This window comes from Streptomyces sp. NPDC052016 (assembly GCF_044548445.1).
Classification (GTDB): Bacteria; Actinomycetota; Actinomycetes; order Streptomycetales; family Streptomycetaceae; genus Streptomyces.
Genome location: NZ_JBIUBX010000005.1, coordinates 144,914 through 169,748, shown reverse-complemented (window position 1 = coordinate 169,748; position 24,835 = coordinate 144,914). Strand labels below are relative to the sequence as shown.

General features: G+C 73.0%; 21 protein-coding genes. 8 read left to right on the top strand and 13 right to left on the bottom strand.

All coding sequences use genetic code 11. From position 1 onward, the window contains the following. Positions 1 to 122: 122 nt before the first annotated feature. Positions 123 to 1,013 (bottom strand): GNAT family N-acetyltransferase, encoded by an 891-nt coding sequence (locus ACIHAR_RS08810; RefSeq protein ID WP_400018074.1) that lies wholly within the window; start codon positions 1,011 to 1,013, stop codon positions 123 to 125. Between the two features lie 1,132 nt (positions 1,014 to 2,145). Between ACIHAR_RS08810 and ACIHAR_RS08805 the strand changes: the two genes are divergently transcribed. Continuing rightward, on the top strand, positions 2,146 to 2,352 hold the full coding sequence (locus tag ACIHAR_RS08805; RefSeq protein ID WP_365457449.1) for a hypothetical protein: 207 nt from the start codon (positions 2,146 to 2,148) through the stop codon (positions 2,350 to 2,352). A 165-nt stretch (positions 2,353 to 2,517) separates the two neighbouring features. Further along, on the top strand, positions 2,518 to 3,921 hold the full coding sequence (gene sthA / locus ACIHAR_RS08800; RefSeq protein WP_365457446.1) for a Si-specific NAD(P)(+) transhydrogenase: 1,404 nt from the start codon (positions 2,518 to 2,520) through the stop codon (positions 3,919 to 3,921). A gap of 349 nt (positions 3,922 to 4,270) precedes the next feature. Here sthA and ACIHAR_RS08795 read toward each other — a convergent pair whose 3' ends face one another. After that, a complete protein-coding gene (locus ACIHAR_RS08795) occupies positions 4,271 to 4,744 on the bottom strand; it encodes a DUF5709 domain-containing protein (protein WP_365457443.1) in 474 nt (157 codons plus the stop codon). 334 nt (positions 4,745 to 5,078) lie between these two features. On the opposite strand from ACIHAR_RS08795, the gene ACIHAR_RS08790 reads away from it, so the two are divergent. Both ACIHAR_RS08790 and ACIHAR_RS08785 read left to right on the top strand, forming a co-directional pair. Next, positions 5,079 to 6,548: an APC family permease gene (locus tag ACIHAR_RS08790; RefSeq protein WP_365457440.1), complete on the top strand. Its 1,470-nt coding sequence runs from the start codon at positions 5,079 to 5,081 to the stop codon at positions 6,546 to 6,548. Between the two features lie 13 nt (positions 6,549 to 6,561). Beyond that, entirely contained in the window at positions 6,562 to 7,521 is a 960-nt protein-coding gene (locus ACIHAR_RS08785; protein WP_400018071.1) for a hypothetical protein, read from the top strand. 66 nt (positions 7,522 to 7,587) lie between these two features. Here the strand turns inward: ACIHAR_RS08785 and prcB are convergent, their stop codons facing one another. The 6 genes from prcB to ACIHAR_RS08755 all read right to left on the bottom strand — a co-directional run bounded on the left by prcB (position 7,588) and on the right by ACIHAR_RS08755 (position 14,693). Then, positions 7,588 to 8,442, bottom strand: coding sequence for a proteasome subunit beta (prcB, locus tag ACIHAR_RS08780; protein ID WP_365457434.1), 855 nt, complete (start codon positions 8,440 to 8,442; stop codon positions 7,588 to 7,590). Positions 8,443 to 8,518: 76 nt separating this feature from the next. Continuing rightward, a complete protein-coding gene (locus ACIHAR_RS08775) occupies positions 8,519 to 9,466 on the bottom strand; it encodes a lysylphosphatidylglycerol synthase domain-containing protein (RefSeq protein ID WP_365457431.1) in 948 nt (315 codons plus the stop codon). Further along, positions 9,463 to 10,959 (bottom strand): hypothetical protein, encoded by a 1,497-nt coding sequence (locus tag ACIHAR_RS08770; RefSeq protein WP_400018067.1) that lies wholly within the window; start codon positions 10,957 to 10,959, stop codon positions 9,463 to 9,465. The genes ACIHAR_RS08775 and ACIHAR_RS08770 overlap by 4 nt, the downstream gene beginning before the upstream one ends. 116 nt (positions 10,960 to 11,075) lie before the next feature. Then, positions 11,076 to 13,418 (bottom strand): glycosyl hydrolase family 65 protein, encoded by a 2,343-nt coding sequence (locus ACIHAR_RS08765; RefSeq protein ID WP_365457425.1) that lies wholly within the window; start codon positions 13,416 to 13,418, stop codon positions 11,076 to 11,078. Then, on the bottom strand, positions 13,415 to 14,158 hold the full coding sequence (locus ACIHAR_RS08760; protein ID WP_400018065.1) for a beta-phosphoglucomutase family hydrolase: 744 nt from the start codon (positions 14,156 to 14,158) through the stop codon (positions 13,415 to 13,417). The genes ACIHAR_RS08765 and ACIHAR_RS08760 overlap by 4 nt, the downstream gene beginning before the upstream one ends. Before the next feature lie 106 nt (positions 14,159 to 14,264). Further along, positions 14,265 to 14,693 (bottom strand): YybH family protein, encoded by a 429-nt coding sequence (locus ACIHAR_RS08755; RefSeq protein ID WP_384653448.1) that lies wholly within the window; start codon positions 14,691 to 14,693, stop codon positions 14,265 to 14,267. A 36-nt stretch (positions 14,694 to 14,729) separates the two neighbouring features. Here ACIHAR_RS08755 and ACIHAR_RS08750 point away from each other — a divergent pair, with 36 nt between their 5' ends. Genes ACIHAR_RS08750 through ACIHAR_RS08740 form a run of 3 tightly spaced genes read left to right on the top strand, consistent with a single transcriptional unit; the run spans position 14,730 to position 16,678 of the window. After that, a complete protein-coding gene (locus ACIHAR_RS08750) occupies positions 14,730 to 15,440 on the top strand; it encodes a nucleoside/nucleotide kinase family protein (protein ID WP_400018063.1) in 711 nt (236 codons plus the stop codon). Beyond that, positions 15,376 to 15,984, top strand: coding sequence for a hypothetical protein (locus tag ACIHAR_RS08745; protein ID WP_400018061.1), 609 nt, complete (start codon positions 15,376 to 15,378; stop codon positions 15,982 to 15,984). Before ACIHAR_RS08750 ends, ACIHAR_RS08745 begins: the two co-directional genes overlap by 65 nt. Before the next feature lie 58 nt (positions 15,985 to 16,042). Then, on the top strand, positions 16,043 to 16,678 hold the full coding sequence (locus tag ACIHAR_RS08740; RefSeq protein ID WP_400018059.1) for a DUF6461 domain-containing protein: 636 nt from the start codon (positions 16,043 to 16,045) through the stop codon (positions 16,676 to 16,678). 12 nt (positions 16,679 to 16,690) lie between these two features. On the opposite strand, the gene ACIHAR_RS08735 is transcribed toward ACIHAR_RS08740, so the two are convergent. The 5 genes from ACIHAR_RS08735 to ACIHAR_RS08715 form a co-directional block, all read right to left on the bottom strand. Continuing rightward, positions 16,691 to 18,517, bottom strand: a complete 1,827-nt coding sequence (locus tag ACIHAR_RS08735; protein WP_365457407.1) for a hypothetical protein — start codon at positions 18,515 to 18,517, stop codon at positions 16,691 to 16,693. A 5-nt stretch (positions 18,518 to 18,522) separates the two neighbouring features. Then, the gene (locus ACIHAR_RS08730; RefSeq protein WP_365457404.1) at positions 18,523 to 19,401 is read right to left on the bottom strand and encodes a carbohydrate ABC transporter permease; all 879 of its coding nucleotides are present in this window, start codon (positions 19,399 to 19,401) and stop codon (positions 18,523 to 18,525) included. 50 nt (positions 19,402 to 19,451) lie between these two features. Next, the gene (locus ACIHAR_RS08725) at positions 19,452 to 20,429 is read right to left on the bottom strand and encodes a carbohydrate ABC transporter permease (protein WP_400018056.1); all 978 of its coding nucleotides are present in this window, start codon (positions 20,427 to 20,429) and stop codon (positions 19,452 to 19,454) included. Positions 20,430 to 20,474: 45 nt separating this feature from the next. Continuing rightward, complete coding sequence (locus ACIHAR_RS08720) at positions 20,475 to 21,806, bottom strand: extracellular solute-binding protein (RefSeq protein ID WP_365457398.1); 1,332 nt, start codon at positions 21,804 to 21,806, stop codon at positions 20,475 to 20,477. A 274-nt stretch (positions 21,807 to 22,080) separates the two neighbouring features. After that, complete coding sequence (locus ACIHAR_RS08715; RefSeq protein ID WP_365457395.1) at positions 22,081 to 23,214, bottom strand: ROK family protein; 1,134 nt, start codon at positions 23,212 to 23,214, stop codon at positions 22,081 to 22,083. A 245-nt stretch (positions 23,215 to 23,459) separates the two neighbouring features. Between ACIHAR_RS08715 and ACIHAR_RS08710 the strand changes: the two genes are divergently transcribed. After that, entirely contained in the window at positions 23,460 to 24,368 is a 909-nt protein-coding gene (locus ACIHAR_RS08710) for an N-acetylglucosamine kinase (protein ID WP_400018053.1), read from the top strand. Positions 24,369 to 24,835: the final 467 nt, after the last annotated feature.

Below are 24,835 nucleotides of genomic sequence, written 5' to 3'. Positions count from 1 at the left end.
GCGTACTCGGCCTGCCCCTCCCCCGGGTTCGCGTCCGCGTGCTCCCACGGCGGCGTGAGCTCGCGGGTGAAGGTCACCCGTGCCCGATCACCGCGCGGGACACCGTGTCACCCGACCTCGAGTCACCCCACCTCGAAGTGCACCCGCTCCCGTACGACGGGGTACCCCGCCTTCGTGAAGTGGGCGGCCATCGGGAAGTTGCCCTGGTCGGTGGCGCCGGCGATGAACTCGGCGCCGCGTTCCACGAGGTAGTGGGTGCACTCGGCGAGCAGGTCGTAGGCGTACCCGTGACCCCGGTGCTCCGGCAGGACCCCGATGAAGCCGATGCAGGGGCCGGAGGGGTTGTGGGCGGGGATGTGGATTCCGGCGAGTTCCCCGTCCGCGGTCCGGGCGACCTGCCACCACTCGCGGGGCGAGGGGCACCAGCGGAAGAAGTCCATCTCCTCCTGGGCGGCGAGGTCGAGGCCGCCCTTCTCGACGGCCTTGCGGGCGTGGGCGTCGAGCGTGACGGAGTGGATGCGGCGCAGGGCGTCGAAGAACACCGCGTCGTCCGGTTCGGGAGCGAACGTCAGCCGCCCGGGGCGGTCGGGCAGGCCGCACTCCGGGGTCCAGCGGTAGATGAAGCGTTCCACCATCAGGCGCTGGCCGGCGGCGCGGGCGGCGGCGAAGCGGGCCTCGGCGGCGGCGCGCTGGACGGGGTCGCTGCGCCAGCCGCTGGGCAGCACGAGCTGGAGGCCGATCTCCTTCCAGGGTGCGCTGCGCAGGAGTTCGGCGCCCGCCTCTTCCTCGCCGTCGGCGAAGTCGAACCACTCCGCGGAGAGGGGCTCGGTGTCGTCGGGCCCGCCCCACCAGGCGGCCCGGGCGACGACCCTGCCGTCGCGCAGGGCGACCCGCTTCCACTCGGGGCGGTAGGTGGCGTTGCGGAACGCCTCGGCGGCACGGAGCGGGTCGGGCAGGGTGTCGAACAGATGGACGTCGCGCTCGTCGAGCGCGCGGATGACCAGATCGGTCACGGATTCCTCCGGGATGCGGAACGTGGTGCGCTCCCGGGCGGTCGGACGTCGGTCAGACTCGGCACGCCGGGGTCACGGTGAGGGAGCGCGGGACGGTCGTGAACTGCATGGCACTCGCCTCCTTCCGTGAGTCTGTGGGCGTGCGGTCACACAGTAGGAGCGGGGCTCCCGGCCCGTCCACCGGTTTTCCGATGAACGGTCCACGAGGCCGGCCGCCTCGCCCTTGGCGAGGTGCGGCAGCGTCCGGCCACGCCGACGTGGAGGCCCCGGGTGTGCCGACCTGGCCGGGCAGCTCCGGGGCTGGCGCGCCTGTCCGCCACGCGCGCGCCACTGACCGGAGCGCTGCCACCCGCACGTCACCGCTGCGCCCGCTGTCGACCGAGCCCGGCGCCTCGCGCCCCGCCCGCCGTAACCTCCGCGCCTCCCGCCTCACGGGCCACCGTCCGGCGACCGCGGCCCCGTGCCCGCGCCCGCGCGTCACCATCGCCGGCCGTCTTCCGGATCGGTGGCGGTGGCTTCCATGGGCGACCGGCCTTCACAGCCGCCGAAACAGCGGGACGACCTGTTCCGTGCCCTGAGACGGCCGTCCCGGCGACCCGGCGACCCGGCGACCCGGCGACCCGGCGACCCGGCACCCGGCACCCGGCACCCGGCACCCGGAACCCGGAACGGCATCGCCGACCGGCCTCACGCGACCGCAGTCACGGGCGGCAGCCCCGGATCGGCGTCACGGACCGCACCCTCCCCTCCGGCACCACCCGCCGGCGGCCGGACCACGTCGTCCATGGACCGTGGCATCGTCGACCACCATCGCCCACCGACATCGGTCCGACCGGCGTCCGCACCACGGTCACGGACCGCGTCGTCGGCCCCCCTCGGCCCCCTTCGGCCACCCTCGGCCACCGGCGTCACGGCCCGGCGGTCCGGGGCAGGTGGCGAATCCGCAGGATCCGGAGGTTATGTTCCGGCCCGGAGCGGTACTCCTGCCCGCGAGGGAGCGTCCGGTTCCGGACCGGTGCCCCGGTGGATCGGGGCCTCCGGATGCAGGGTGCGCTCTCGCGGTGAATGGTGTTAGTGGACCCGGTGACAGCGCCGGGAACGAAGCAGCCCTCCGGACCGAGGAGCAGAGACCATGTCGACCTCACAGCCCGACGCCTCCCGGCCGTCCCCCGACCGCACCACCCCGGACAACCTGCTCCACACCCGAACCGGCACAGAGGTGTCGCCGGAGGACATGGTCCTGGTCACGGGCAGGGACCTCACCCCCCGCAACCTGGAGTGGGCGCGGCGCAAGCTCGACGAGGAGGGCCCGGACGCGATCGAGAAGCTGCTGCCCTGATCCCTGATCCCTGATCCCTGAGCGCGGTGCCGGGACCCTGGCCGGGTGACGGATTCCAGCGGTCGCCGACCGGGGCCCCTGCCGCGCAGACCGCCCCCGCCGCGTGCGGAGTCGTCGCCGGTCCGCCCTTTCGAAGGCACCCTCCGGGCTGTCAGACTCCGGAGGGTGCCCGACTTCGACATGCTCGTCCTCGGATCCGGTCCGGGCGGTCAGAAGGCCGCCATCGCCGCGGCCAAACTCGGCCGCCGCGTCGCCGTCGTGGATCGCCCCGACATGCTCGGCGGGGTCTCCCTCCACACCGGCACCATCCCCTCCAAGACCCTGCGCGAGGCGGTGCTCTACCTCACCGGCCTCACCCAGCGCGACCTCTACGGGCAGAGCTACCGCCTGAAGGAGGACATCACCGTCGCGGACCTGACCGCGCGCACGCAGCACGTGGTCGGTCGTGAGGTCGACGTCATCCGCAGCCAGTTGTCACGCAACCACGTCGCCCAGTTCTCCGGCACCGGCCGCTTCGTCGACGACCACACCGTCGCCCTGCGCGAGGCCGGCGGCCAGGAGCGGCTGATCCACGCCGAGCACATCGTGATCGCCACCGGTACGCGGCCCGCGCGGCCGGAGAGCGTGGAGTTCGACGGACGCACCATCCTCGACTCGGACAACGTCCTGACGATCGAGCGGGTCCCGCGGTCCCTGGTGATCGTCGGCGCGGGGGTCATCGGCATGGAGTACGCGTCCATGTTCGCCGCCCTGGGCAGCAAGGTGACGGTGGTGGAGAAGCGGGCCGGGATGCTCGACATGTGCGACGTCGAGGTCATCGAGTCGCTCAAGTACCACCTGCGGGACCTGGCCGTGACCTTCCGGTTCGGGGAGACCGTGGCCGCCGTCGAGCGGCATCCGCGGGGCGCGCTGACGGTGCTGGAGAGCGGCAAGAAGATCCCCGCGGACGTGGTGATGTACTCGGCGGGCCGGCAGGGCCTGACCGAGGGGCTCGACCTGGACAAGGCCGGGTTGGCGGCGGACGCGCGCGGGCGTATCGCGGTGGACGAGCACTATCGCACCCAGGTGCCGCACATCTACGCCGTCGGCGATGTCATCGGCTACCCGGCGCTGGCCGCGACGGCGATGGAGCAGGGCCGCGCGGCCGCCTACCACGCCTGCGGGGAGCCCGTGGGGCGGATGCACCGGCTCCAGCCGATCGGCATCTACACCATCCCGGAGATCAGCTTCGTCGGCCGGACGGAGGACCAGCTCACCGAGGACCGGGTGCCGTTCGAGGTGGGCGTCGCCCGCTACCGCGAGCTGGCCCGCGGGCAGATCATCGGGGACGCGCACGGCATGCTCAAGCTGCTGGTCTCCCCCGAGGACCGCACGCTGCTGGGCGTGCACTGCTTCGGAACCGGCGCGACCGAGCTGATCCACATCGGCCAGTCCGTGATGGGCCTCGGCGGCACCGTCGACTACCTGGTCGACGCCGTCTTCAACTACCCGACGCTCGCCGAGTCCTACAAGGTCGCCGCCCTCGACGCCACCAACCGGCTGCGGCATTTGGACCGCATCGGGGACTGAACGGTACGGGCGTGCCCTCCCCCCCGGCTGGGCAGGGCACACCCGACGGCAGAGAACATCGCGGGGACAGATCCCCCGACGGCAGAGCATCACCCCGGGACCACAACACCCCCACGGCAGAACACCAGCCCGGGGAACACAACACCCTTCGAGGGCGGAGCACCACCTCGGGGCCAAGGCTCTGCCCTCGGGGCCAAGGCTGGCCCCCGGGGCAAAGCTCTGCCCTCGGGGTCAGAACTTCGCCGCCGGGACAGAGCGACCCACCCCCGCCGGCGGAGCACCACCCCGAGGGCAGGCCACCCCTGAGGCCGACGCCCCAAAACGCCACACACCCGGAGGCAACCGCCCCCTAGGGCAGATCCTCCTCGTCCACGACGTGCACCGCGGCCTCCTCCGCGCCCGCCGCCCCCGCGTCGATGCCGACGTCCTCGGCGATCTCCTCCTTGGTGACGTCCCGGTGCGCGCCTTCGTCGGGGGCGACGAGGCGGCCGGCGCGCTCCCCGCCCGCCTCGGGGTCGACCGGCTCGCCCTCACCGCCGGGAAGGTCGCCGATCCCGTCGCCGGCGGGCTCGGACACGTCCGGGACCTCCTGGGCCAGACGCTGGTCGAGGGTCTCGCCCTCGTGCTGCTCGGCCGCGGTCGTGCCGTGCTTGGTGACGCCGAGGGGCTTCTCCGGCGGGGAGTAGCCCTCGTCCAGGGTCTCGTCGTAGGTGCGTTCGTCGAGGGCGTCCTGGAGGTCGAGGGGCGCGGCGTCCTCCTGCTCCTCGTTGCTGCCGGTGGGCTGGTAGGCGTCGTCGCCCATCGTCTCGGGCTCCGTACCCATGGATCCTCCCTGAGCCTTCGGTTCGCTGCGTCGTCCCCCGTTCGCTCGTCCGGGTATCCCCGCCGCACGCGCCCCAACCCCGGCACATGCCGGACGCACGGGCCGGCCCGGAGATTACCGGTCCGTCATCTTGAAGGGTCAAGAGCTGGGGCTATCATCACTCGCACACTCGGTGTGACCGGCCGCCGACGCAAGGTGGGCGGTATCCACCGCGCTTTCCCCGTCCACGCCCCGCGGTCATCCCCGCGCCGGCGCGGCGGAGCCCCACCCCCCACCCTTCTATGCCGTCGGGCCGTCCCCTGCTCCGGCGGTGTGCACGACGGAAAGCAGCGAGATGAGCAACAACGGCAGAGGGCTGCAGGCGAACGCCCTCGGCATGTTCGACACGGTGGTGATGGCGGTGGCGGGCAGCGCGCCCGCGTACTCGATCGCGGCCACCACGGCGGTCCTCGCCGGTGCGGTGGGGCTGGCCGGTCCCGCGGCGCTGCTGTACTGCGCGATACCGATGCTGGGCATCGCGCTGGCGTTCAGCTATCTCAGCCGGATCGACGTCAACGCGGGTGCGAGCTACTCCTGGGTGGGGCGCACCCTCCATCCCTTCCTGGGATTCGTCAGCGGCTGGGCGCTGGTGATGTCGGCGACGATCTTCATGGTGGCGGGGTCGCTGCCGGCCGGATCGATGACGCTGGCGCTGTTCGACGAGGGCCTCGCCGACGACACGGCGCTGTCGACGCTGGTGGGCGCGGGCTGGTTCCTGCTGATGCTGGGGGTGGTCCTCGGCGGCGCCCGGCTGACCGTCCGCGCGCAGCTCGTCATGTCGGGCGTGGAGCTGGCGATCCTGGCGCTGTTCGCGGTGCTGGCGTTCCTCCACTCGGACAACGCCCGCGCGTTCGACTGGTCCTGGCTCGGTTTCAGCCAGTTCGACGGGGTGTCCGGGTTCGCGTCGGGGGCGCTGGTCGCGGCGTTCTACTACTGGGGCTGGGACGTCACCAGCAACCTCAGCGAGGAGACCCGCGACAGCCGCCGTACGACCGGTCTCGCCGGCCTGATCGGCGTGGGCGTCGTCTTCCTTCTGTTCGAGGTGTTCACCATCGCGGTGAACATGATCCTCAGCGCGCGGCAGATCGAGGAGAACGGCGCGAACGTGCTGGCGGTGCTCGGTGAGGAGGTGTGGCCGGGCTGGGGCGGCAAGCTGCTGATCGTGGCCGTGATGCTGTCCACCGTCGCCACCCTGGAGACCACCCTCATCCAGGTCACCCGTTCGCTGTTCGCGATGGGCCGCGACCGGACGATGCCGGCGGCGCTGGGCCGGGTGCACCGCAGGTGGAACACCCCGTGGGTGGCCATCGCCGTGGTCGGCACGGTGGCGCTGGGGATGTTCGTCGCCTCCAACGCGCTGGGCTCCGTGGGGGAGATCCTCTCCGACGCGATCTCGGCGATCGGCCTGCAGATCGCCGTCTACTACGGTCTCGCGGGCCTCGCCGTCGTCGTCGCCTACCGCAAGAGGCTGACGCGGTCGCCGTCCGACTTCCTCTTCGGCGGGCTGTGGCCGCTGTGCGGCGCGCTGTTCATGTTCTGGATCTTCGTCGAGTCGCTCGGCGAGCTGAGTTCCGCGGCGGTCGCGATCGGCCTCGGCGGGCTCGCGGTGGGGCTGGTGCCCATGCTCTGGTACTGGCGGCAGGGCAGCGAGTACTACCGGCCGGCCCGGCTGGACGCCTCCCGGACGGTGGAGGCGGACTACGTACCGGGAGGTCCCGCGCCCGCGCACTCCGCCGCCCACGAGGGCCTGCCCACCGACTTCTAGAGGGGGACCGGCGATGGCACGTGACCGCTTCGCTCCCGACTTCGACCCCGACTGCGGGGACACGGCCCTCACCTCCGCCCGGCACGACATCGTCATCGGCCGCTGGCAGGGCCTCAGGGACCTGCTGCGGGTGACCGGGCCCGACTGGCTCGCCCGCGGGCACCGGGTACGGATGCTGGCCCAGGCCTGCGCGGGCAGTTCGACGATGGAGTCCTGGCTGGCGGCCGAGCCGCGCGGTGCCGACGCGCTGGTGCTGCGGGCGGCCACGGAGACCGCCCGCGCCTTCAACCTGGCCATCGCGGCCGGGAGGGGCGTGCCGATCGACCGGCAGCGGGTGGACACCGCGGTGCTGGCCTGTCTGGCGGCGGCCGAGGCGTACCCGGAGGATCCGACGCCGTGGATCTCACTGATCTCGGTGGCGCGGCTGTATCCGTCGGGGGTGCGCCGGCAGGAATTGGCGCGCTGGTGGGACGAGTTGCACCGGCGGGACCCGTACAGCATGGAGGGGCACCTCCAGGTGCTGCACTACTACTCGGCGCGCTGGCACGGCACGCACGGTCTGATGTACGACTTCGCGCGGGACGCCGCCGGGGTGGCCCCGCCGGGCTGCCCGTTGCCGGTGCTGGTGCAGTACGCCCGCGTCGAGGAGTACCGCTTCGCCCTCGAAGCGGCGCCGGACCGGTCCACGGCGGTGGGCCTGGGCCGGCACTGGGCGCACGACGGCGCCGTCGGCGACCTCCGCCGCACGTGGGAGCGCTGGATCGTGGGCCGCACAGGGACCGGGATCGCCCCCGGTGAGCTGCGTGACCTCAACTACCTGGCGCACGCGGCCTGTTCGGCGGGGGTGGGTGACGTGGCGGAGCCGCTCCTGCGGATGCTGGACCGACGGGCCACCCGGACTCCGTGGTCGTACACCGGGGATCCGGCCCAGCAGATCCTGCGGTCGCGCAGGGAGTGGGGGCTGAGGACGTGACGGGCCGGGGGACGGGGCTGGGGAAAGGGCCCGGTCGCAGGGACCGGGTGACGAGCGGGCCCCGGGTCACGGGGCCGCGTTCGGCCCGTCCGGCCGTGCGCTGCGCTGTTCGGCCATCTCGCGGCTCAGCTCCGCCGTCTCCGGCTCCGGCAGCCGCTCGAAGCCGTCCTCGGTGATGACCGAGACGATGGGGAAGATCCGCCGGTTGATGTCCGGTCCGCCGGTCGCGGAGTCGTCGTCCGCGGCATCCCACAGTGCCTGCAGGGCGGCGAGGGCGGCCTCGCGCCGGTCCATACCCTTGCGGAACAGCTTCTTCAACGCGCCGCGGGCGTACGGCGATCCGGAGCCCTCGGCGTGGAAGTCCCGCTTCTCGTACAGGCCGCCCGCCACGTCGAAGCTGAAGATGCGGCCGCGCTCGCCCTCGGGGGCGGAGGCGTCGTAGCCGGTCAGGAGGGGCACGACGGCGAGGCCCTGCATGGCCTGGCCGAGGTTCTGCCGGATCATGCCGGCCAGGCGGCGCGCCTTGGCGTTGAGGGTCATCGCGGTGCCCTCGATCTTCTCGAAGTGCGCCAGCTCGACCTGGTAGAGCTTCACCATGTCCAATGCGAGCCCGACCGTGCCCGCGAAGGCGACGGCCGTGTGGTCGTCGGCGGGGTGCACCTTCTCCAGATCGCGCTGGGCGATGAGGTTGCCCATGGTGGCCCGGCGGTCTCCGGCGATCAGCACGCCGTCGCGGAAGGCGAGGGCCAGCACGGTGGTGCCGTGCGGCACCCGGTCCGGCGCGGCGCGGACACCGTCCGGGAGGATGCGGCGCGTGCTGAGCAGTTCCGGCCGGTGTGCCGCCAGGAACTCGGTGAAGGACGAGGTTCCGGGAGTGAAGAACTCCGCCCCCAACCGCCCGCCGTTGTCGTCCCCCGCCATGGCACTCCCCCTCGTCCCGCCGAACCGACACCCGGACTCCTACCAGATGCAGGCGGACGGGAAACGCCCGGTACGGTCACAGCGCCTTGCGGCGGACGAGGACGCCGAGCACCAGCAGGCCGGGCAGCAGCGGCAGCCACACCGTCAGGAGCCGGTAGCCGAGCACGGCGGATGCGGCCGCGGCGGGCGGGGCGCCGGTGGAGGCCAGCGCGAGGGCGAGCGCGGCGTCCAGCGAGCCGAGCCCGCCCGGGGTGGGCAGCAGGGCGGCCGCGCTGCTCGCGGCGAGGTAGAGCAGTGCCACCACGGCAGGGGACAGGGGCAGCGCGACGGCCCGGGTGACGGCGATCAGCACGCACGCGTGCAGCGCGGCGAACGCCACCGACCCGCCCCACAGGGCCGCCGCCCGCCGGGGTCGCGCGTGGACGGCCCCGATGTCGGCGCTCACGGCGGCCAGGACCCGTCGGCACCGCGGCCACCGCCGGCCGGCCAGCAGGACGCACCCCGCGACGGCCGCGACGGCGACGGCCGCCCAGCCGCCCCCGTCGTGCGGGATCCGCAGGGTTCCCGGGCAGGCGGCGGCGAGGAGGACGATCAGTGCGCCGCGCGCCACGCCGCCGGCCGTGGCCTTGACCCCGACGGCGGTCGCCGCGCGGCCCGCGGTCAGTCCGCAGCGCATGAGGAAGCGCAGGTTGACGGCGCCCGCGCCGAGCCCGGCGGGCAGGACGTGGTTGGCGGCGCCGGCGGCGAACTGCGCGGCCACGAGCCGCCCCCGCGGCAGCGGGGGGAGCACGGCGCCCTGCTGGGCGAGGGCCGCGCACAGCCAGGTCCCGCAGGCGGCCGCCGCACCGACCAGCAGCCAGCCCTTGTCGGCCCCGGCGAGCCGCAGGGCACCGGTCTCCAGCACGGGCCAATACCGGCGGGCCAGCCACACGGCGGCCACGAGGACCGTCACCGTGAGGGCGGTCTGCCCGTAGGCGACGGCGCCCCTGCGGGGCGCCGCGACGGAGACCTGCTCGGACGTCATGGGGAACCGTTCGCGCGGGGCGGGGGCGCGAGGTGCAGGTCGAGGCCGGCGGAGGGGTGGCGCTCCCAGCCGCGGGCGTACCGGGCCGGCGGGCGGCCCGGCTCGGAGAGGGCGGCGGTCGGCACCCGGCGCGTGGCGCTCAGGATGCCCGCCTCGGTGATGTTGACGTTGTGGCCGCGCGGGTTGGCCGAGGAGCAGCCGGCGTAGAAGGCGACGGGGATGGCTTCGGTGCCCGTCAGCAGGCAGGGTGGGCGAACGCCGAGCCGGTGCAGGTCGGCGGCGACACGGCCCCAGTCTCGGCGGTCGGCGGCGGTGCGGTCCACGGTGCGGTCCAGGACGACGTACTGCACCGCCAGATGCCCGGCGAGCCCCAGCGCCACCACCGCGGCGGCGACGGGGCGCCACCGGCCGTTCGCCTTGGTGACCAGGTGGAACAGGGCGTCCGCGACCGGAATGGCGAGCAGGAGGTAGGCCGGGAGGAGGAAGCGGGGCGCCGCGTAGCCGATCATGAACAGGTACGGCAGGGCGGCCGTGGTGGCGCAGGCGAGCAGGAGCAGGGTGGGGGTGGTGCGCCGGGCCCGGGCCGCGATCGCCAGACCGGCGGCGGCGAGCAGGGGGAGGACGAACCACCAGGCCATGACGACCGGGTGGGGCATGGAGCCGGTGCAGGGGCGGCACAGGGCCCGGCCGACCAGGCTGCGCATCTGGTCGTCGACGGCGATGTTCCAGCCGAGGCCGCCCTGGACGCGGGAGCCCTCGGACAGCCGCTCGGCCAGGCCTCCGTAGGAGAGGTAGGCCTCGATCACCCACTGTCCGATGCCCGTGGCGAGCCCCGCCGCCAGGACCAGCCCCAGGCGCACCTGCCGGCCGACCGCCACCAGGACGAGCAGCGGCAGGCCGATCCACACGGCGTCGGTGGGCCGCATCCACGCCATCAGCGCGGCGCCCGCCGCCACGCCCCACAGGGCGGCGCGGTCCCCAAGGTCCGCACGGACACGCAGGCAGCAGCCGGCGCAGGCGAGGGCGCCGATCGCGACCCAGTAGTTGGGCATGGCCGCCGGGCCGTAGAACAGCGTGACCCACAGGGAGGCGAAGAGGGCGCCGCCCGCGGCGAGGACGCGGGCCGGGAACAGCCCGCGCCACACGCGCAGGGCCGCCCAGAGGGCGAGGCCGGACAGGAGCGCGAGGTAGACGCGGAGCAGTTCGGTGGAGGTCGACCAGGAGGTGACCGGTGCCACCAGCAGCGACACGCCCCGGGCGCGCGGTGCGCTGAAGAAGGCCGGGGGCGCCTGGGCACTGTGCTGGCTGACGTACACCGTCTCGTCCCAGCCGAGGCCGAGGCCCGGTCCGACGAGGACCAGTTGGGCCACCGTGAAGGCGGCGGCCACGGCGGCGAGGAGCCACTCGTCGCGTCTGCGCCAGGGTGCCCCGGGCACGGTCGCCGGGGTGCGTCGTCGTACGCCGACGAGCGTGGCGTTCGTGCCGTTGGCCATCGTCCACCCCTTGCTCCGGAACGGAGGAACCGCGAAACCGTGGAAAACATGGCCAAACTAACCTGTCTCGGGCGCGCACGCAGGGTGCAGTTCGGCCAGGTGACTGACGGCGGCGGTCAGCGGGTGTGCGGGCGGCGGTGCGGGGGCTGCTCGGGCGCCGGTCGCTCCGGTGCCGGCGGGATGTCCCGCACGGCCGGTCCCTCGCCGTTGAGGTGCACGGGCGTGCCGTGGTGGCCGATCGTCAGGGCCGGGCCGGACAGCAGCGTGTACGTGGCCTTGTCGGGGCCGACCTCCACGTGCAGGCGGCGGCCGAGGAGTTGGAGGGAGAAGGCGAGACGGCTGAACCGCTCCGGCAGACGCGGGGCGAAGCACAGGGTGCCGCCGTCGCGGCGCAGTCCGCCGAACCCGGCGACCAGCGCCGTCCAGGTGCCGGCGAGCGAGGCCATGTGCAGCCCGTCGCGGGTGTTCTGCTCCAGGTCCGCCAGGTCCATCAGGGCGGCCTCGACGGTGTAGTCGTAGGCCAGGCGCAGATGGCCGGCCCGGGCGGCGACGACGGCCTGGCAGCACGCCGACAGGGACGAGTCGCGGACGGTCAGCGGCTCGTAGTAGGCGAAGTTGCGGGCGATCTGCTCCTCGTCGAAGAAGCCGTCGCAGGTGTACATCGCCAGCACCAGGTCGGCCTGTTTGACGACCTGCTTGCGGTACAGGTCGAAGTAGGGGAAGTGCAGCATCAGCGGGTACTGGTCGGGGCGGGTGCCGGCGAAGTCCCAGCGCTGGTAGCGGGTGAAGCCCGCGTGCTGCTCGTGCACGCCCAGCTCGTCGTTGTAGGGGATGGACACCGCCCGCGCCGCGTCCCGCCAGGCCGCGCTCTCCTCGGCGTCGACACCCAGCTCGGCGGCCTGCTCCGGGTGGCGTTCGACGACGTCGGCCGCGGCCAGCAGGTTCGCCCGGGCCATGAGGTTGGTGTACAGGTTGTCGTCGGCGATCGCGCTGTACTCGTCGGGGCCGGTGACGCCGTCGATGTGGAAGACGCCGTGCGCGTCGTGGTGACCGAGCGAGCGCCACAGCCGGGCGGTCTCCACCAGCAGTTCGACGCCCGTGTCCCGTTCGAAGAGGGTGTCGCCGGTCGCCGCGACGTAGCGGACGACGGCGTCGGCGATGTCGGCGTTCACGTGGAAGGCCGCGGTGCCGGCGGGCCAGTAGGCCGAGCCCTCGGAGCCCTCGATGGTGCGCCAGGGGAACGCGGCTCCGCTCAGGCCGAGCTGCGCGGCGCGCTCGCGGGCCGCCGGCAGGGTGTTCTGCCGCCAGCGCAGCGCTTCGGAGACGGCCTCGGGCGCCGTGTAGGTGAGCAGGGGCAGCACGAAGGTCTCGGTGTCCCAGAACGCGTGGCCGTCGTAACCGGAACCGGTCAGGCCCTTGGCGGGAATGGCACGTTGCTCGGCGCGGGCGCCGGCCTGCAGGACGTGGAAGAGGGCGAAGCGGACGGCCTGCTGGATCTCCTCGTCGCCGTCGACCTCGACGTCGGCGCGCGCCCAGAAGTCGTCGAGGTAGGCCCGCTGGTCGTCGAGCAGGCCCTGCCAGCCGCTGTGTCCGGCCGCCGCGAGGGCCGCCTCGACCTGGTCGCTCATCGCGGGCCGGGAGCGGGCGCCGGACCAGCCGTGCGCGACGAGCTTCTCCACCCGCAGCGTCTCGCCCGGCTCCAGGACGGAGGTGACGGTCAGCCGGGCCACGTCCACGTTGCTCTCGCCGCTGACGGTGGTGCGCTCCGGGCCGTCGACGGTGTGGTCGGCGGCCACGGCGACCCGCAGCCCGCTGCGCCGGGTGCGGTGCACCAGGCGCAGCCGCCGGCCGACGGCGACGTCCTCCTCGGGCTCCAGCGGCGACTTCAGGGCGCGGGCCGCGCGCGGGTCGCCGTTGGGCTCGGGCAGGCTCTCGTTGGCGACCAGCTCGGACTGGATGACGACGCGGGAGCGGCTGCCGACGGCCTCCACCTCGTAGGCGACGGCCGCGATGGCGCGCTGCGTGAGGGAGACCATCCGGGTGGAGCGCACCCGGACCGTCGAGCCGGCCGGCGAGGTCCACTCGCAGGTGCGCTCCAGCACGCCCCGGCGCAGGTCGAGGACGCGTTCGTGGGAGACGAGCCGGCCGTACCGCAGGTCGAAGGGCTCGTCGTCGACGAGCAGCCGCAGGACCTTGCCGTTGGTGACGTTGATGACGGTCTGGCCGGACTCCGGGTAGCCGTACCCCGCCTCCGCGTACGGCAGTGGGTGCAGCTCGTGCACGCCGTTGAGGTAGGAGCCGGGCAGCCCGTGGGGTTCGCCCTCGTCGAGGTTGCCGCGCCAGCCGACGTGCCCGTTGGACAGGGCGAACACCGACTCGCTCTGGGCGAGGACGTCCAGGTCGAGGTGCGTCTCGCGCACGCACCAGGGTTCGACGGCGTAGGACCGGTCGGTGATCAAGCGTGCCCTCCCAGTTCGGCCAGGTCCTTCACGACGAGGTCCGCGCCGTGCGCGTACAGGGCGTCGGTCTGCCCCACCCGGTCAACGCCCACGACGTACCCGAAGTGCCCGGCACGGCCCGCGTCCATGCCCGCGAGCGCGTCCTCGAAGACGGCGGCCCGGGACGGCTCGACGCCGAGGTCGCGGGCGGCGGCGAGGAAGGTGTCGGGGCGCGGCTTGCCCGGCAGCCCCCGCTCGGCGGCGACCACGCCGTCGATCCGCACCTCGAAGAGGTCCTCGGCGCCGATGGAGCGCAGCACGTCAAGGGTGTTGGCGCTGGAGGAGACGATCGCCGTGCGCAGGCCCCGCGCGCGGACTGCCTCGAGGTAGCGCAGGGTGCCCTCGTAGGCCTCGACGCCGTCCGTGCGGATCTTCTCCAGCAGCAGCTCGTTCTTGCGGTTGCCCAGGCCGTGCACCGTGGCGGCGTCCGGTGGGTCGTTGGGGTCGCCCTCGGGCAGGTGGATGCCGCGGGAGGCGAGAAAGGTGCGGACGCCGTCGGCCCGTGGGCGTCCGTCGACGTACTCGTCGTAGTCGCCGGCGGTGTCGAACGGCCGGAAGCCCGCCCCCTCACGCTCGCGCAGGAACGCGTCGAACGTCTCCTTCCAGGCGGCCGCGTGCACCACGGCCGTACGGGTGACGACCCCGTCGAGGTCGAAGAGGCAGGCCTGGATGGTGTCCGGGAGACCGAGCGTCGTCGTCATACGGAAACGGTTCCCCCGTACGGCGCCGGCCACCGAGTGGCGCGCGCCACATCGGCCCCGCAAGGCGCCGCCATGGCGCGGGGCCGGACGCCGGCACGCCACGGGGTCAGTCGTGCGGGAAGGAGTGGTGCTCGTGCGCGATGACCCAGCGGCCGCGCCGTTTGCGCAGCCCGAACGTCAGCCGCAGCCGCAGCGCCGGCCGCTCGGCCAGCTCCTCGGGCGTGCCGCAGCGCAGCAGGGCGTGGGCGTAGGCCACCTCGGGTCCGGCCGCGACGTCGAGCGCGTCGATCTCGAACAACGCGCCCTGCGCCTGCCAGGCGAAGAACGGCGGCCAGATCGCCCGGTAGGCGGCCAGGCCGCGCAGCCCGTCGTGGGGTGGGGTCACGTTGTACAGCAGGAGGTCCTCGGCGTGGTCGGCGAGGACGGCGTCGAGGTCGCCGCGGTGCACGGCGTCGGCCCAGCGCGTGATCAGGGCGCGGATGCGCCGCTCGTCCTCGGACACGTGCTCCTCCTCTCCGGCGACCGGGGCCGGCATGGTCACCCGCCTGTCCAGACTGCGACACTCTTCTGTGTGCTCACCTTCGACGACCTCGTCCTGCGTGCGCGTTCCCTCGTCCGGGACGGCAAACGCGCGCTCCTCGGCATCGCCGGCAGCCCCGGCGCCGGCAAGACGACCCTCGCCGAGCACCTGGTACGGGAGCTGAACGGCACCGGGGAGCCCTGGGTGGCGCACGTCCCGATGGACGGCTTCCACCTCGCCGACGTGGAACTCGACCGGCTCGGCCGCCGCGACCGCAAGGGCGCGCCCGACACCTTCGACGCGGCCGGGTACGCGGCTCTGCTGCGCCGGCTGCGGGAGGAGGCGGACGGCGACGACATCGTGTACGCACCCGGCTTCGAGCGGGTGCTGGAGCAGCCGGTCGCGGGGGCCGTCCCGGTCCCGCCGGCCGCCCGCCTGGTCGTCACGGAGGGCAACTACCTCCTGCTGGACACGGGCGCGTGGGCGCGGGTGCGGCCCCAGCTGGACGAGGTGTGGTTCTGCGAGACGGACGAGGAGGAACGCGTCCGCCGACTCGTCGCCCGGCATGAGGAGTTCGGCAAGGGGCCCGAGGAGGCGGTGGCCTGGGTGCGGGGCACGGACCGGCGCAACGCCGAGCTGGTGACGGCGACGCGGGAACGCGCGGACCTGGTGGTGCGGCACGTCGCAGGGGGGCCGTATGGGGCTGGACATCACCGTACTGGGGCTGGACTGGGGGGAGTTGGAGCGGACTCCCACGGCTGAACGGCAGGACCTGCTGTACGAGGCGGCCGGTCCGGAGGACTCCGACCGGCACGCGGAACCCCGAGCGGGCTGGGTGTTCCCCGCCTCGCCGAAGGTACCGTGGTGCGGCCGCTACGAGTTCCACAGCACCACCGGGACCTACAAAGCGCACTTCTGGGCGGGCGACGGCTGGGACACCGCACGGAAGTTCGCCGACCCCGTGCTGCGGGAGTCCCTGGACGGTTTCCTCTTCCACCTCATCTGGGAAGGGGACGATCCGCCGGAGGTGGTCCCGGAGTCGGGTCTCTTCCCGTCGGACTCCACGCCCTGGCGGCCGAGCCTGCTGCTCGCCTGCCCACCCCCGGTCGTCCCCGTGATCGCCGCCCACTGGGCCCGCGCGGAGCCGCTGCTCAAGGGCCTGCGCGAGGAGTACGACCGGCACGCGGGGCGTCCCGGCGGATGGATCGCGGACTTCGACGCCTTCACGGTGCTGTTGCGCGAATGGGCCGTGGTCGTCGACGAGACGGCACGGAGGGGCTGGGGCCTGCCGGGGCTGCCCTTCTGAACAACCGGCCACACCCCGGGCGACCCCGTTGTCAGTGACCGCGGTTACCGTCCTCGCCATGACGGACGGAATCGTGTGGCTGGTCGACCTCAAGGGCTGGATGTCCAGCGTCGTGTTCGCGCGGGGTCTCTCCCCGGAGGAGCTCGCCGTACGGATGGGAGGCGCCCGGGACGGGGCGACGGAGCCGGTCACCGATGCCCAGGTGTGGCAGCTCGGCGTCACGGAGTGGCGGGACGACGCCGACGGGGACGGAGTGATCCGCGTGGGCAGCTCCGGGGACTGGGCCTTCGCCCTGGAGTACGGGGACTCCACCGGCGGTGACCTCCTCGAGGAGATCTCCCGGGACGGCGTCGAGGTCGTGCGGTACGTACCGGTCCAGGAGCATCCGCCCGCGATGGTGGACTACGCGCGTGACGGCGTGTTCCTGTGCGGCTTCGGGCTGCGGGAGGAGATGTGGCGCTGGGGCCGGGAGCCGGACCTGCTCCTGCCCGACCTCGTCGCCGCCGGGGTCCTCGCCCCCGACGGAAAGACCTGCCTGGCGCCGGAGGACGAGGACCACAGGACCGGTTACCGGCGCAGTCTGGGGGTCGTGGAACGGCGGTTCGGGCTGTCCCTCTCCCCCGCGTACCTGCGGGAGGCCCGGCTGCCCGCCTACGCGGTGCGCGGCGCCCCGCGGATGACCCTCGAGGACTGAGCGTGCGCGCGGTCAGGCCGCGCGCAGCGTCAGCTCCGGCTCGCCGTGCGCGTCGGCGTCCCCGAGGACGGCGGTGAAGCGGTCCGTCCGCACGGTCAGCCCCTCCGCGCACCGCTCGACGGACACCGTGAGCGGCTCCCGCGAGCCGTACCGTACGGCGAAGACGTGCAGGTCGTCCGGGGCGTCCGGGATCGGGCCGGCCTCCAGGGCGGTGGAGCTGACCAGGTGCTTCCAGCCCTCGTCGGGGTTGCCGTAGCCGCGCGGGTCCGCGACGAGGGCGAAGGCGGCCTGCTCCTGGGTGAGTTCGGCGCGGGCGTCGAAGTGGGCGGCGCCCCGCGCGTCCGGGTGCGTGAGCCGCAGCGCGCCGGCGGAGGCCACCGCCCCCCGGGCCGTACGCCGCACCCGGTCGCCGTCGTCCTCGGCGTACGGCAGGCCGGCCAGCAGGTGGGGTGTGCCGTCGAGACGTTCGACGGCCACGGTGGTCCACAGGGTGGCGCCGTCGGTGACGTACAGGGAGCGCACGTACCGCAGGACGTGGTCGCGGCCGACGACCGGCTTGGTGACCAGCTTGGCGGTCAGGCCGTCGGCGCGGGCGTCGCGGACGCGTACCTCGCCCATGGGACGGCACAGCAGGAAACCGTCGGTGACCGGCCCGAAGCCGTGCTGGCGGGCGACGGCCGCGGGCAGGTAGTACGTGCCGCCCGCCTCGACCAGCGACGGGGTCATCCGGTCGTCGAAGGCCACCGAGACGGTGCCCGCGCGCAACTGGTGGCGCTTGAACGACGCGGAGGGCGTGCGCTGCCAGCGCGTGGCGTCCTGGATCTGCCAGACCAGCATCCAGGCGAAGTGGCCGTCGACTCCGCCGTCCGCCTTGACCGCGTGCCGCCCCCAGCGGGTGTCGCCCCGGTAGCGGCCCAGGTCGGAGCCGATACGGCGGCTGAAGTAGCGCAGGCCGAGGACGGACTCGAAGCCGGAGTGCTGCTCGCTGTAGCGCGGGCCGCCGTTGTCGAAGCCGCCGCCCGTCAGGCGGGCGTCGATGTAGCGGGCGAGCGCGTCGCCGTCCTGCGCGAAGACCTCCTCGCCGCTGACCCGGTGCGCCTGGGCGAGGAAGGACAGGGAGATCGGGCCGTAGTTGTTGTCGTAGGCGCCGCCGTGCTCGGGAGGCAGCAGGGCTCCGCGGTCGCGCACCCGGTGGGCGCGGATCTCGTCGGCGTAGAGCGTCAGCGCCCGTACGCGGACCGCTTCGCCGTCCTCCGCGGGAAGATGGCGGGCCAGCATCAGCCCGCCCACCACACAGCCGATGGCCTGGTTGCCCGCCTCCTGGGGGTTGAAGAAGGTCGCCTCGGTGAGCCAGCGCCAGTAGCCGCGCGCCACCTCCAGCAGCTCCGCGCGCAGGTCGTCGCCGACCAGGCCGTCCGCCGTGTCCAGGACGTTCACGGCCTGGAGCAGCGCCCACACCGTGCTCGGCCAGTCGCCGACGGGGTGCGCTCCGGCCGCGAGCGTGTAACGGGCGTAGGGCAGCCCCGAGTCGCGGACCCTGAGGTTCGGATAACCGGGGTTGTCCTCCCGGTAGACCCGTTCGCGCAGGTGGAAGGCGAGGCTGCGGCGCACCGCCTCCGGCAGCCGGGGATCCTTGGTGCGCTGCCAGGCCAGGGCCAGCAGGGAGGTGATGCCGAGCGAGGTGTCGCCGATGTCGTCGACGCAGTCGGGGTGTTCGAGGCTGCCCTCGGGGGTGAGCCGGGCCAGGGCCTGCTCGGTGACGTCGGCGAGGACGGCGTCGTAGGCCTCGGGGGTGTCCGGCAGGTCGTGCAGCGGGGCGCGCTGGTGGAGGAGGTGCACCGGGGTCAGCCCTTCATGCCGGAGGTCGCCATGCCCTCGACCAGCCGCTTCTGGAAGACGAGGAAGCAGATGAGGGTGGGGGCGAGCGCGATGGTCGACATGGCGAACATCGCTCCGTAGGAGGAGCCGCTGGTCTGGTCCATGAACAGGGTCAGGCCGAGCGGGACGGTGAACTTGTCGTTCTGCTGGAGGTAGACGAGCTGGTGGAGGAAGTCGTCGTAGGTCCAGATGAAGGTGAAGATCGTGGTGGTGATCAGGGCCGGCCTCATCAACGGCAGGATGATCTTCCAGTAGATCTGCAGGGGGTTGGCGCCGTCCATCATGGCCGCCTGGTCCAGCTCGCGCGGGATGGAGCGGATGAACTGGACCATCAGGAAGATGAAGAAGGCGTCCACCGCGAGGAACTTCGGCACGATCAGCGGCAGGTAGGTGTTGATCCAGGTCAGGTTGTAGAAGATCGTGTACTGGGGGATCAGCACGGCCTGGGTGGGCAGCATCAGCGTGCCGAGCATCAGGCCGAACCAGATCTTCTTGCCGCGGAACTCGAAGCGCGCGAAGGCGTAGGCGGCCAGCGAGCAGGAGATCACGTTGCCGATCACCGCGCCGATCGTGACGATCAGCGAGTTGGTGATGTAGAGGGAGAAGGAGTTGCCGGAGCCGCTCCAGCCGTCGGCGTAGTTCTGCGGGTTGAGCTCGTTCGGGATCAGGCCGGGGTGGGTGAAGATCTCGGTGTCGGGCTTGAGGGAGCTGCTGAGCATCCACAGCAGCGGGTACAGCATGACGATCGCCACGCCGATGAGCAGGGTGTGGATGAAGATGCGGCGGGTGCCGGTGGCGGAGCGGAGCCTCTGCAGCGGCGACGCGTTCGGGGTGATGGCGGACATCGAAGTATTCCTCGCTCAGGCGTCGTTGTGGACTCTGACGACGTCGGACATCAGTCGTCGTAGTGGACCCAGTAGCGGCTGGCGATGAAGTTGACCGCCGTGAAGCCCGCGATGACCAGGAACAGCACCCAGGCCAGCGCCGAGGCGTAACCCATCTGAAGGTCGGTGAAGCCCTTCTTGTACAGGTAGAGGGAGTACAGCATCGTCGAGTTGAGCGGCCCGCCTGATCCGTTGCTGATCACGTAGGCGGGGGTGAACGTCTTGAACGCGTCGATGATCTGCAGGACGACGTTGAAGAAGACGATCGGGGTCAGCAGCGGCAGGGTGATTCTGAAGAAGCGGGTGGCGGGACTGGCGCCGTCGATCGCGGCCGCCTCGTACACGTCCTTGGGGAGCTGCTTCAGACCGGCGAGGAAGATCACCATCGGGGTGCCGAACTGCCACACGGCGAGCAGGATCAGGGTGTAAAACGCGGTGTCGGGGCTGGAGATCCAGTCCTGGCCCTCGATGCCGAACCAGCCGAGGAAGTCGTTGAAGAGGCCGTCGCCGCCGAAGACCTGGCGCCAGACGATGGCGATGGCCACCGCCCCGCCGAGCAGTGAGGGCAGGTAGAAGGCGGCCCGGTACAGGCCGATGCCCTTGAGGTCCCGGTTGAGCAGCATCGCCACGCCGAGGGCGAGCGCGAGCTTCAGCGGGACGGAGACGGCGACGTACAGGAGCGTGGCGTGCACCGTGTCCCAGAAGACCGGGTCGTCGGCGAACATCCGCTCGTAGTTCTCGGCACCGACCCACCGTGCGGGCGTCAGCAGGTCGAAGTCGGTGAACGACAGGTACAGCGAGTCGAGCATCGGGTAGATCGTCAGCCCGAACAGGCCCACGAACCAGGGGGCCAGGAAGAGGTACGGCCACCATCCCCCGCCCCGCCGTCTGGCGAGGCGGCGGCGCATCCGGTCGCGCTCCCGCTGGTCGGGCGGGGTCGCCGGAGCCGGCTGCTCCTTCACGACCTCGTCGGTCTTCGCGGTGGTCATACTCATCTCCCTGGCCCTCTCCCGGTGTTCTCGCCCACGCCACGCCTACGCCGACAGAATCCCTGCCGCCTGGTCGAAGAACTCGCCGAGCTGCGCCTTGATGGACTTCTTGCCGAAGGCGACGGCGAGGTTCGACTGGAACAGCAGGTCCCAGATCTGGTCGGCGCCCTGCGGCGGGGGCACCGGGTTGGGCAGCGCGTCCGTCGCCTTCGCGACGCGCTGGGAGATGTAGTCGGCGTTCGCCATGTTGAGCTTGTCGGTCTCGGACAGGCCGGAGGCGATCAGGGTGCGGGCCTTCTCCGTCGGCGGGATGCCGCGCAGCAGCTGCATGTCCTTGATCGCGGTCTCGTTCTGCGCGAAGAACGACATGATCCTGACGGAGTCGGCGATCCGCTTGCTGGTCTTGGTGGCGCTCAGCAGCACACCGCCGTTGACGAAGTTGCCCTCGCGGGCACCGGACCAGTCGCCCTGCGGGGTCGGCAGGAAGTCCAGCTGCGCGTCGGTGATCGAGCCGCCCGCGCCGTAGACGCCGGAGTCGAAGGTGAACAGGGCCTTGCCGATGACGACCGCGTTCTTGGTGAGGTCGTTGTGCGCGGCCGAGGTGATCGCCGGCGGACCGGAGGCGTTGGTCCCGCGCATCTCGGCCCAGTACTCCCACCACTCCTGGAGGGTGTCGGAGGTGAAGCCGAGCTTCTTGCCGTCCTCGGAGAAGAAGGTCTGGCCCTTCTCGCGGGCGAAGATCTCGAAGCACTGGAGGGTGGAGCCGCCGCCGTCGTCGACGCCGTAGGTCTTGCCGCCGCTCTTCTTGTACACGTCCTGGGCGATCTTCTTCAGGTCGGTCCAGGTCCACTCGCGGTCCGGCAGCTCCAGGCCGAGCTCCTCCAGGCCGCTGCGGTTGACGGTGAGCTGGTTGACACCGATGCCGGAGGGGACGCCGTAGAGCTTGCCGTCGACCGTGCCGTTGGCCAGGAGGGTCTTGGAGAACCCGGTGAGGTCGAGGGTCTTGCCGACGTAGGAGTCGAGCGGGGCGAGGACACCCTTGCGGGCGTACTGGGCGACCAGCGCGGTGTCCATCTGCATCAGGTCGGGGGCGCTGCCGCCGGCGACGTTGGTGTTGAACTTGTCGAAGTACCCGTCGTAACCCTGGTAGGTCTCCTGGATCTCGATCTTCGGGTTGTCCTTCTGGAACGTGGCAAGCGCCTTCTTGTAGGCCGCGTGACGCTCGTCGCTGCCCCACCAGATCATGGTCAGCTTGCTGCTGGTGCTGCCGGCACCGGTGCCCCCGGAGCAGGCGCTGAGCGAGCCGCCGAGCGCGCCGGCGACGGCGAGCCCGCTCGCGGTGCGGAAAAGGGTTCTGCGCGAGATCTGGTGACCCACCGGGTCCTCCCTGGATGTGCGTGACGGGTTTCCCGGCCGGTCGCAGCGGCTCGGGCTCATGGTGCTCGGAAGGGCGCCTTCCGGGGGTGCGGCCTCGCCCGGCCGCGCCGTCCTGACGGGTGTGGATCCCCGGCCGCCATGGCCGTCGTCACGCGAGCACGCCCTCGCGTGGCTGCCGTACCTCGGGTACGGGCGGGACGCTCACCCCAAGCCGGTGTCCCGACCGACTTTAGAAAGCGCTTGTCCGGACATTGGCAGACCGAGTCGGAGGCCGTCAATCCTCCGTCCCCGCGGCCTCGGTCACGGTTTGGACTCCCCGGGCGACCGCGAGCCGTGCGGCGCCGGCGACGGTGCCGGTGTCTCCGACCGTGCTGCTGACCACCTCGGTGGGCCAGCTCAGCCGCGCCAACTCGGCCCGCACACCGGGCAGGAGCTGCGGATCCGCGCCGGTGCTGCCGCCCAGCACGATCAGGCCAGGGTCCAGCACGGCGGTCACCGCGGCGGCGAGGCGGCCGACGTCCACCGCGTGCCGGCCGACGACGGCACGGGCCGCGGCCCGGCCCTCCGCGGCGAGGGCGAAGAGCCGCTCGGTGGTCCGGGGACAGGGTCCGTCGGCGGCCTGCCACGCCTCCCTGGCCCGGCGCAGCAGGGAGCGGGCGCCCATGTACTCCTCCAGGGCCTCCCGGCGCGGCTCACGGCCGTCGTCCCAGGGGTACGGCAGCCGGGCCAGCTCTCCGGCGGCGCCGTTCGATCCGCGCAGCACCTCGCCGCCGACGACGATGCCGAGACCGATACCGACACCGATCCGCAGATAGCCGAAGGTGCGGCGGCCGCGGGCGGCGCCCTCGTGCAGCTCCGCGAGCGCCGCGCAGTTGACGTTGTTCTCGAGGTGGACGGGCACACCCGGCGGCAGCGCGACGGCCATGGCGTCGAAGACCGGTCCCGCCTTGGCGGTCGCGGGCCGCATACCGCTGCCCTGCCGGTCGCGCGCTGCCACGTCACCGACGGCGACGACGATGGTGCGCAGCGGAACGCCCCCGGGCAGCGAGCCGAGCGCCTCGCGCACGGCGTCGGCGGCATCCTTCCGGGAGGCGGTGGCCTCGGCGAGCAGGGTGCCGTCCAGGGCGCAGCCCCGGACCCGGGTGAGGGCGGGGCCGAGGTCGACGGCGAGCACGGCCCCGGCGGCCGGCCCGAGACGGTAGACGGCCGCGGAGCGGCCCGTGCCGCTGGAGGCGGTGCCGGAGTGGGCGGCGAGCCGCACGCTCTCCAGCTCCGCGACGGCGGAGGACACCGTCGGCTTGGACAGACCCGCCAGGCTCGCGAGCTGCGGCCGGGTCGCGCTGCCCGCCTCGGCCAGCACGGCGAACACCGCACTCGCGCTCTCGGTCAGCCGGGGGGCTCTTGCCACATCGTGTTCCACAGGTTCCCCCACTCAGGTCACGGGCCGCTCGGCATCACGTACGGGCCGACCGGACGGCCGAGCGGTCGACGCCTCTTGACGCACTGTACTTCGTTAGTTAACTTCCTAACGAACATCACGGTACTCGCCTGCCGTGCTCCGCCAGAAGCCCGTCCCGGGGCTTCCCGAGTTACCGACTGCCCGTCCTCCAGGCACGGTTCGCCCGCCGTCGCAGCAACGACGAAAGAGGATCCGTGCAGGACTCCCCTTCCGCGCGCCCCCTCGTGGTCGGCATCGACGTGGGCGGCACGAAGACGCACCTCCGCGCGCTCGCGGGCGACACCCCGGTGGCCGACCACGTCCGCACGAGCGGCGGCTGGCGGCCGAACGACCCGGTGGCCGCCGCCGGGTGGCTGGCCGCGCTGGTCGCCGACGCCCTTCCGGCGGGCGCACGCCCGTCCGCCGTCGCCGTCGGCGGGCACGCCTGCGAGACCCCGCGCCAGTGCGAGCGGATCCGCACCGCGCTCCGACCGCACTTCGACGCGCCCGCGCTGGTCGTGGGCGACGCCCACCTCCTCGTGCCGGCCGCCGGGCTGGACAAGGGCACGGCGCTGGTCGCCGGCACCGGCTCGGTGGCCGTGGGCCGGCTGCCGGACGGCACCGCCGTCCAGGTGGGCGGCTGGGGAGCGGTCCTCGGCGACGAGGGCGGCGCCGCCGGTCTCGTCCGGGAGGCGGCCCGGGCCGTATGGGCCGCGCACGACCGGGGCGAGGAGCCCGACTCCCTGGCCCTCGGCCTGATCGCCTCGCTCGAGGTGCCCGAGGTACCGGCGCTCGCGGCGGCGCTGGAAGGCGCCTCGGAATTCTCCGCCGAGTGGGGCCGGCACGCCCCCGTCGTCTTCGAGGCCGCCGCCCGCGGCTCCCGGCCGGCCCGGACCGTGATCACGCAGGCCGGCGAGGCACTCGCCGCCCTCGTCACCCGCCTCGCCGCCCGCGGCGTCCCGGTCGACGACGTGGTGGTCGCCGGCGGCACGATCCTCGCCCAGCCGGCCCTGTACGAGGCCTTCACCACCGCACTCGCCGCCACCGCACCCACGGCACAGGCACGCCCCCTGCACGTCCCGCCGGTGGAAGGGGCGGTGACCCTCGCCCGGTCACTCCTGTGAGGCTCACCCCCACGCCCTCCACCCCGCCGAAAGCAGCCCATCCCCCTGAAGGGCAGTCCACCACGCACCCCCACCGGCCAACGCACCGGAGCAGCTCGGCGTCGCAGCCCGGCCAACCCGCTCCCGCACCCGCCAACGCACCGGAGCGGGTCGTGGCGCCGGCGCGCACCCCGGACGCTCCCGCACCCGCCACGGCGGGGAGCGGGTCGTGGCGGTGCGGCGCAGCCCGTCGCGTAGCCCTGCACAGCCAACGTCAACTTCCACCAGCAGGCAGCCGTACGCCCGGCCGGCGACGGGCTCGCCGCACCGCCACGACCCCGACCCACCCACCGGCAGCGGCCGCAACCCCGCAGCCGCAAGCACCCCAGCCACCGCCACAGCCGCCGCACGCACACCGCACCCCCGTTCACCCCCAGGACACACCCCAGCCCCCAAGCCCACCCCCACGGGCCACACCCCGCCCGTAG

Excerpts from the sequence above, each read along its gene's own strand:
- ACIHAR_RS08795 (WP_365457443.1), bottom strand. The coding sequence starts at position 4,744 with ATGGGTACGGAGCCCGAGACGATGGGCGACGACGCCTACCAGCCCACC.
- ACIHAR_RS08775 (WP_365457431.1), bottom strand. The coding sequence starts at position 9,466 with ATGACGTCCGAGCAGGTCTCCGTCGCGGCGCCCCGCAGGGGCGCCGTC.
- ACIHAR_RS08745 (WP_400018061.1), top strand. The coding sequence starts at position 15,376 with ATGGGGCTGGACATCACCGTACTGGGGCTGGACTGGGGGGAGTTGGAG.
- ACIHAR_RS08760 (WP_400018065.1), bottom strand. The coding sequence starts at position 14,158 with ATGACGACGACGCTCGGTCTCCCGGACACCATCCAGGCCTGCCTCTTC.
- ACIHAR_RS08755 (WP_384653448.1), bottom strand. The coding sequence starts at position 14,693 with ATGCCGGCCCCGGTCGCCGGAGAGGAGGAGCACGTGTCCGAGGACGAG.
- ACIHAR_RS08785 (WP_400018071.1), top strand. The coding sequence starts at position 6,562 with ATGGCACGTGACCGCTTCGCTCCCGACTTCGACCCCGACTGCGGGGAC.
- ACIHAR_RS08740 (WP_400018059.1), top strand. The coding sequence starts at position 16,043 with ATGACGGACGGAATCGTGTGGCTGGTCGACCTCAAGGGCTGGATGTCC.
- prcB (WP_365457434.1), bottom strand. The coding sequence starts at position 8,442 with ATGGCGGGGGACGACAACGGCGGGCGGTTGGGGGCGGAGTTCTTCACT.
- ACIHAR_RS08805 (WP_365457449.1), top strand. The coding sequence starts at position 2,146 with ATGTCGACCTCACAGCCCGACGCCTCCCGGCCGTCCCCCGACCGCACC.
- ACIHAR_RS08725 (WP_400018056.1), bottom strand. The coding sequence starts at position 20,429 with ATGACCACCGCGAAGACCGACGAGGTCGTGAAGGAGCAGCCGGCTCCG.
- ACIHAR_RS08790 (WP_365457440.1), top strand. The coding sequence starts at position 5,079 with ATGAGCAACAACGGCAGAGGGCTGCAGGCGAACGCCCTCGGCATGTTC.
- ACIHAR_RS08770 (WP_400018067.1), bottom strand. The coding sequence starts at position 10,959 with ATGGCCAACGGCACGAACGCCACGCTCGTCGGCGTACGACGACGCACC.
- ACIHAR_RS08730 (WP_365457404.1), bottom strand. The coding sequence starts at position 19,401 with ATGTCCGCCATCACCCCGAACGCGTCGCCGCTGCAGAGGCTCCGCTCC.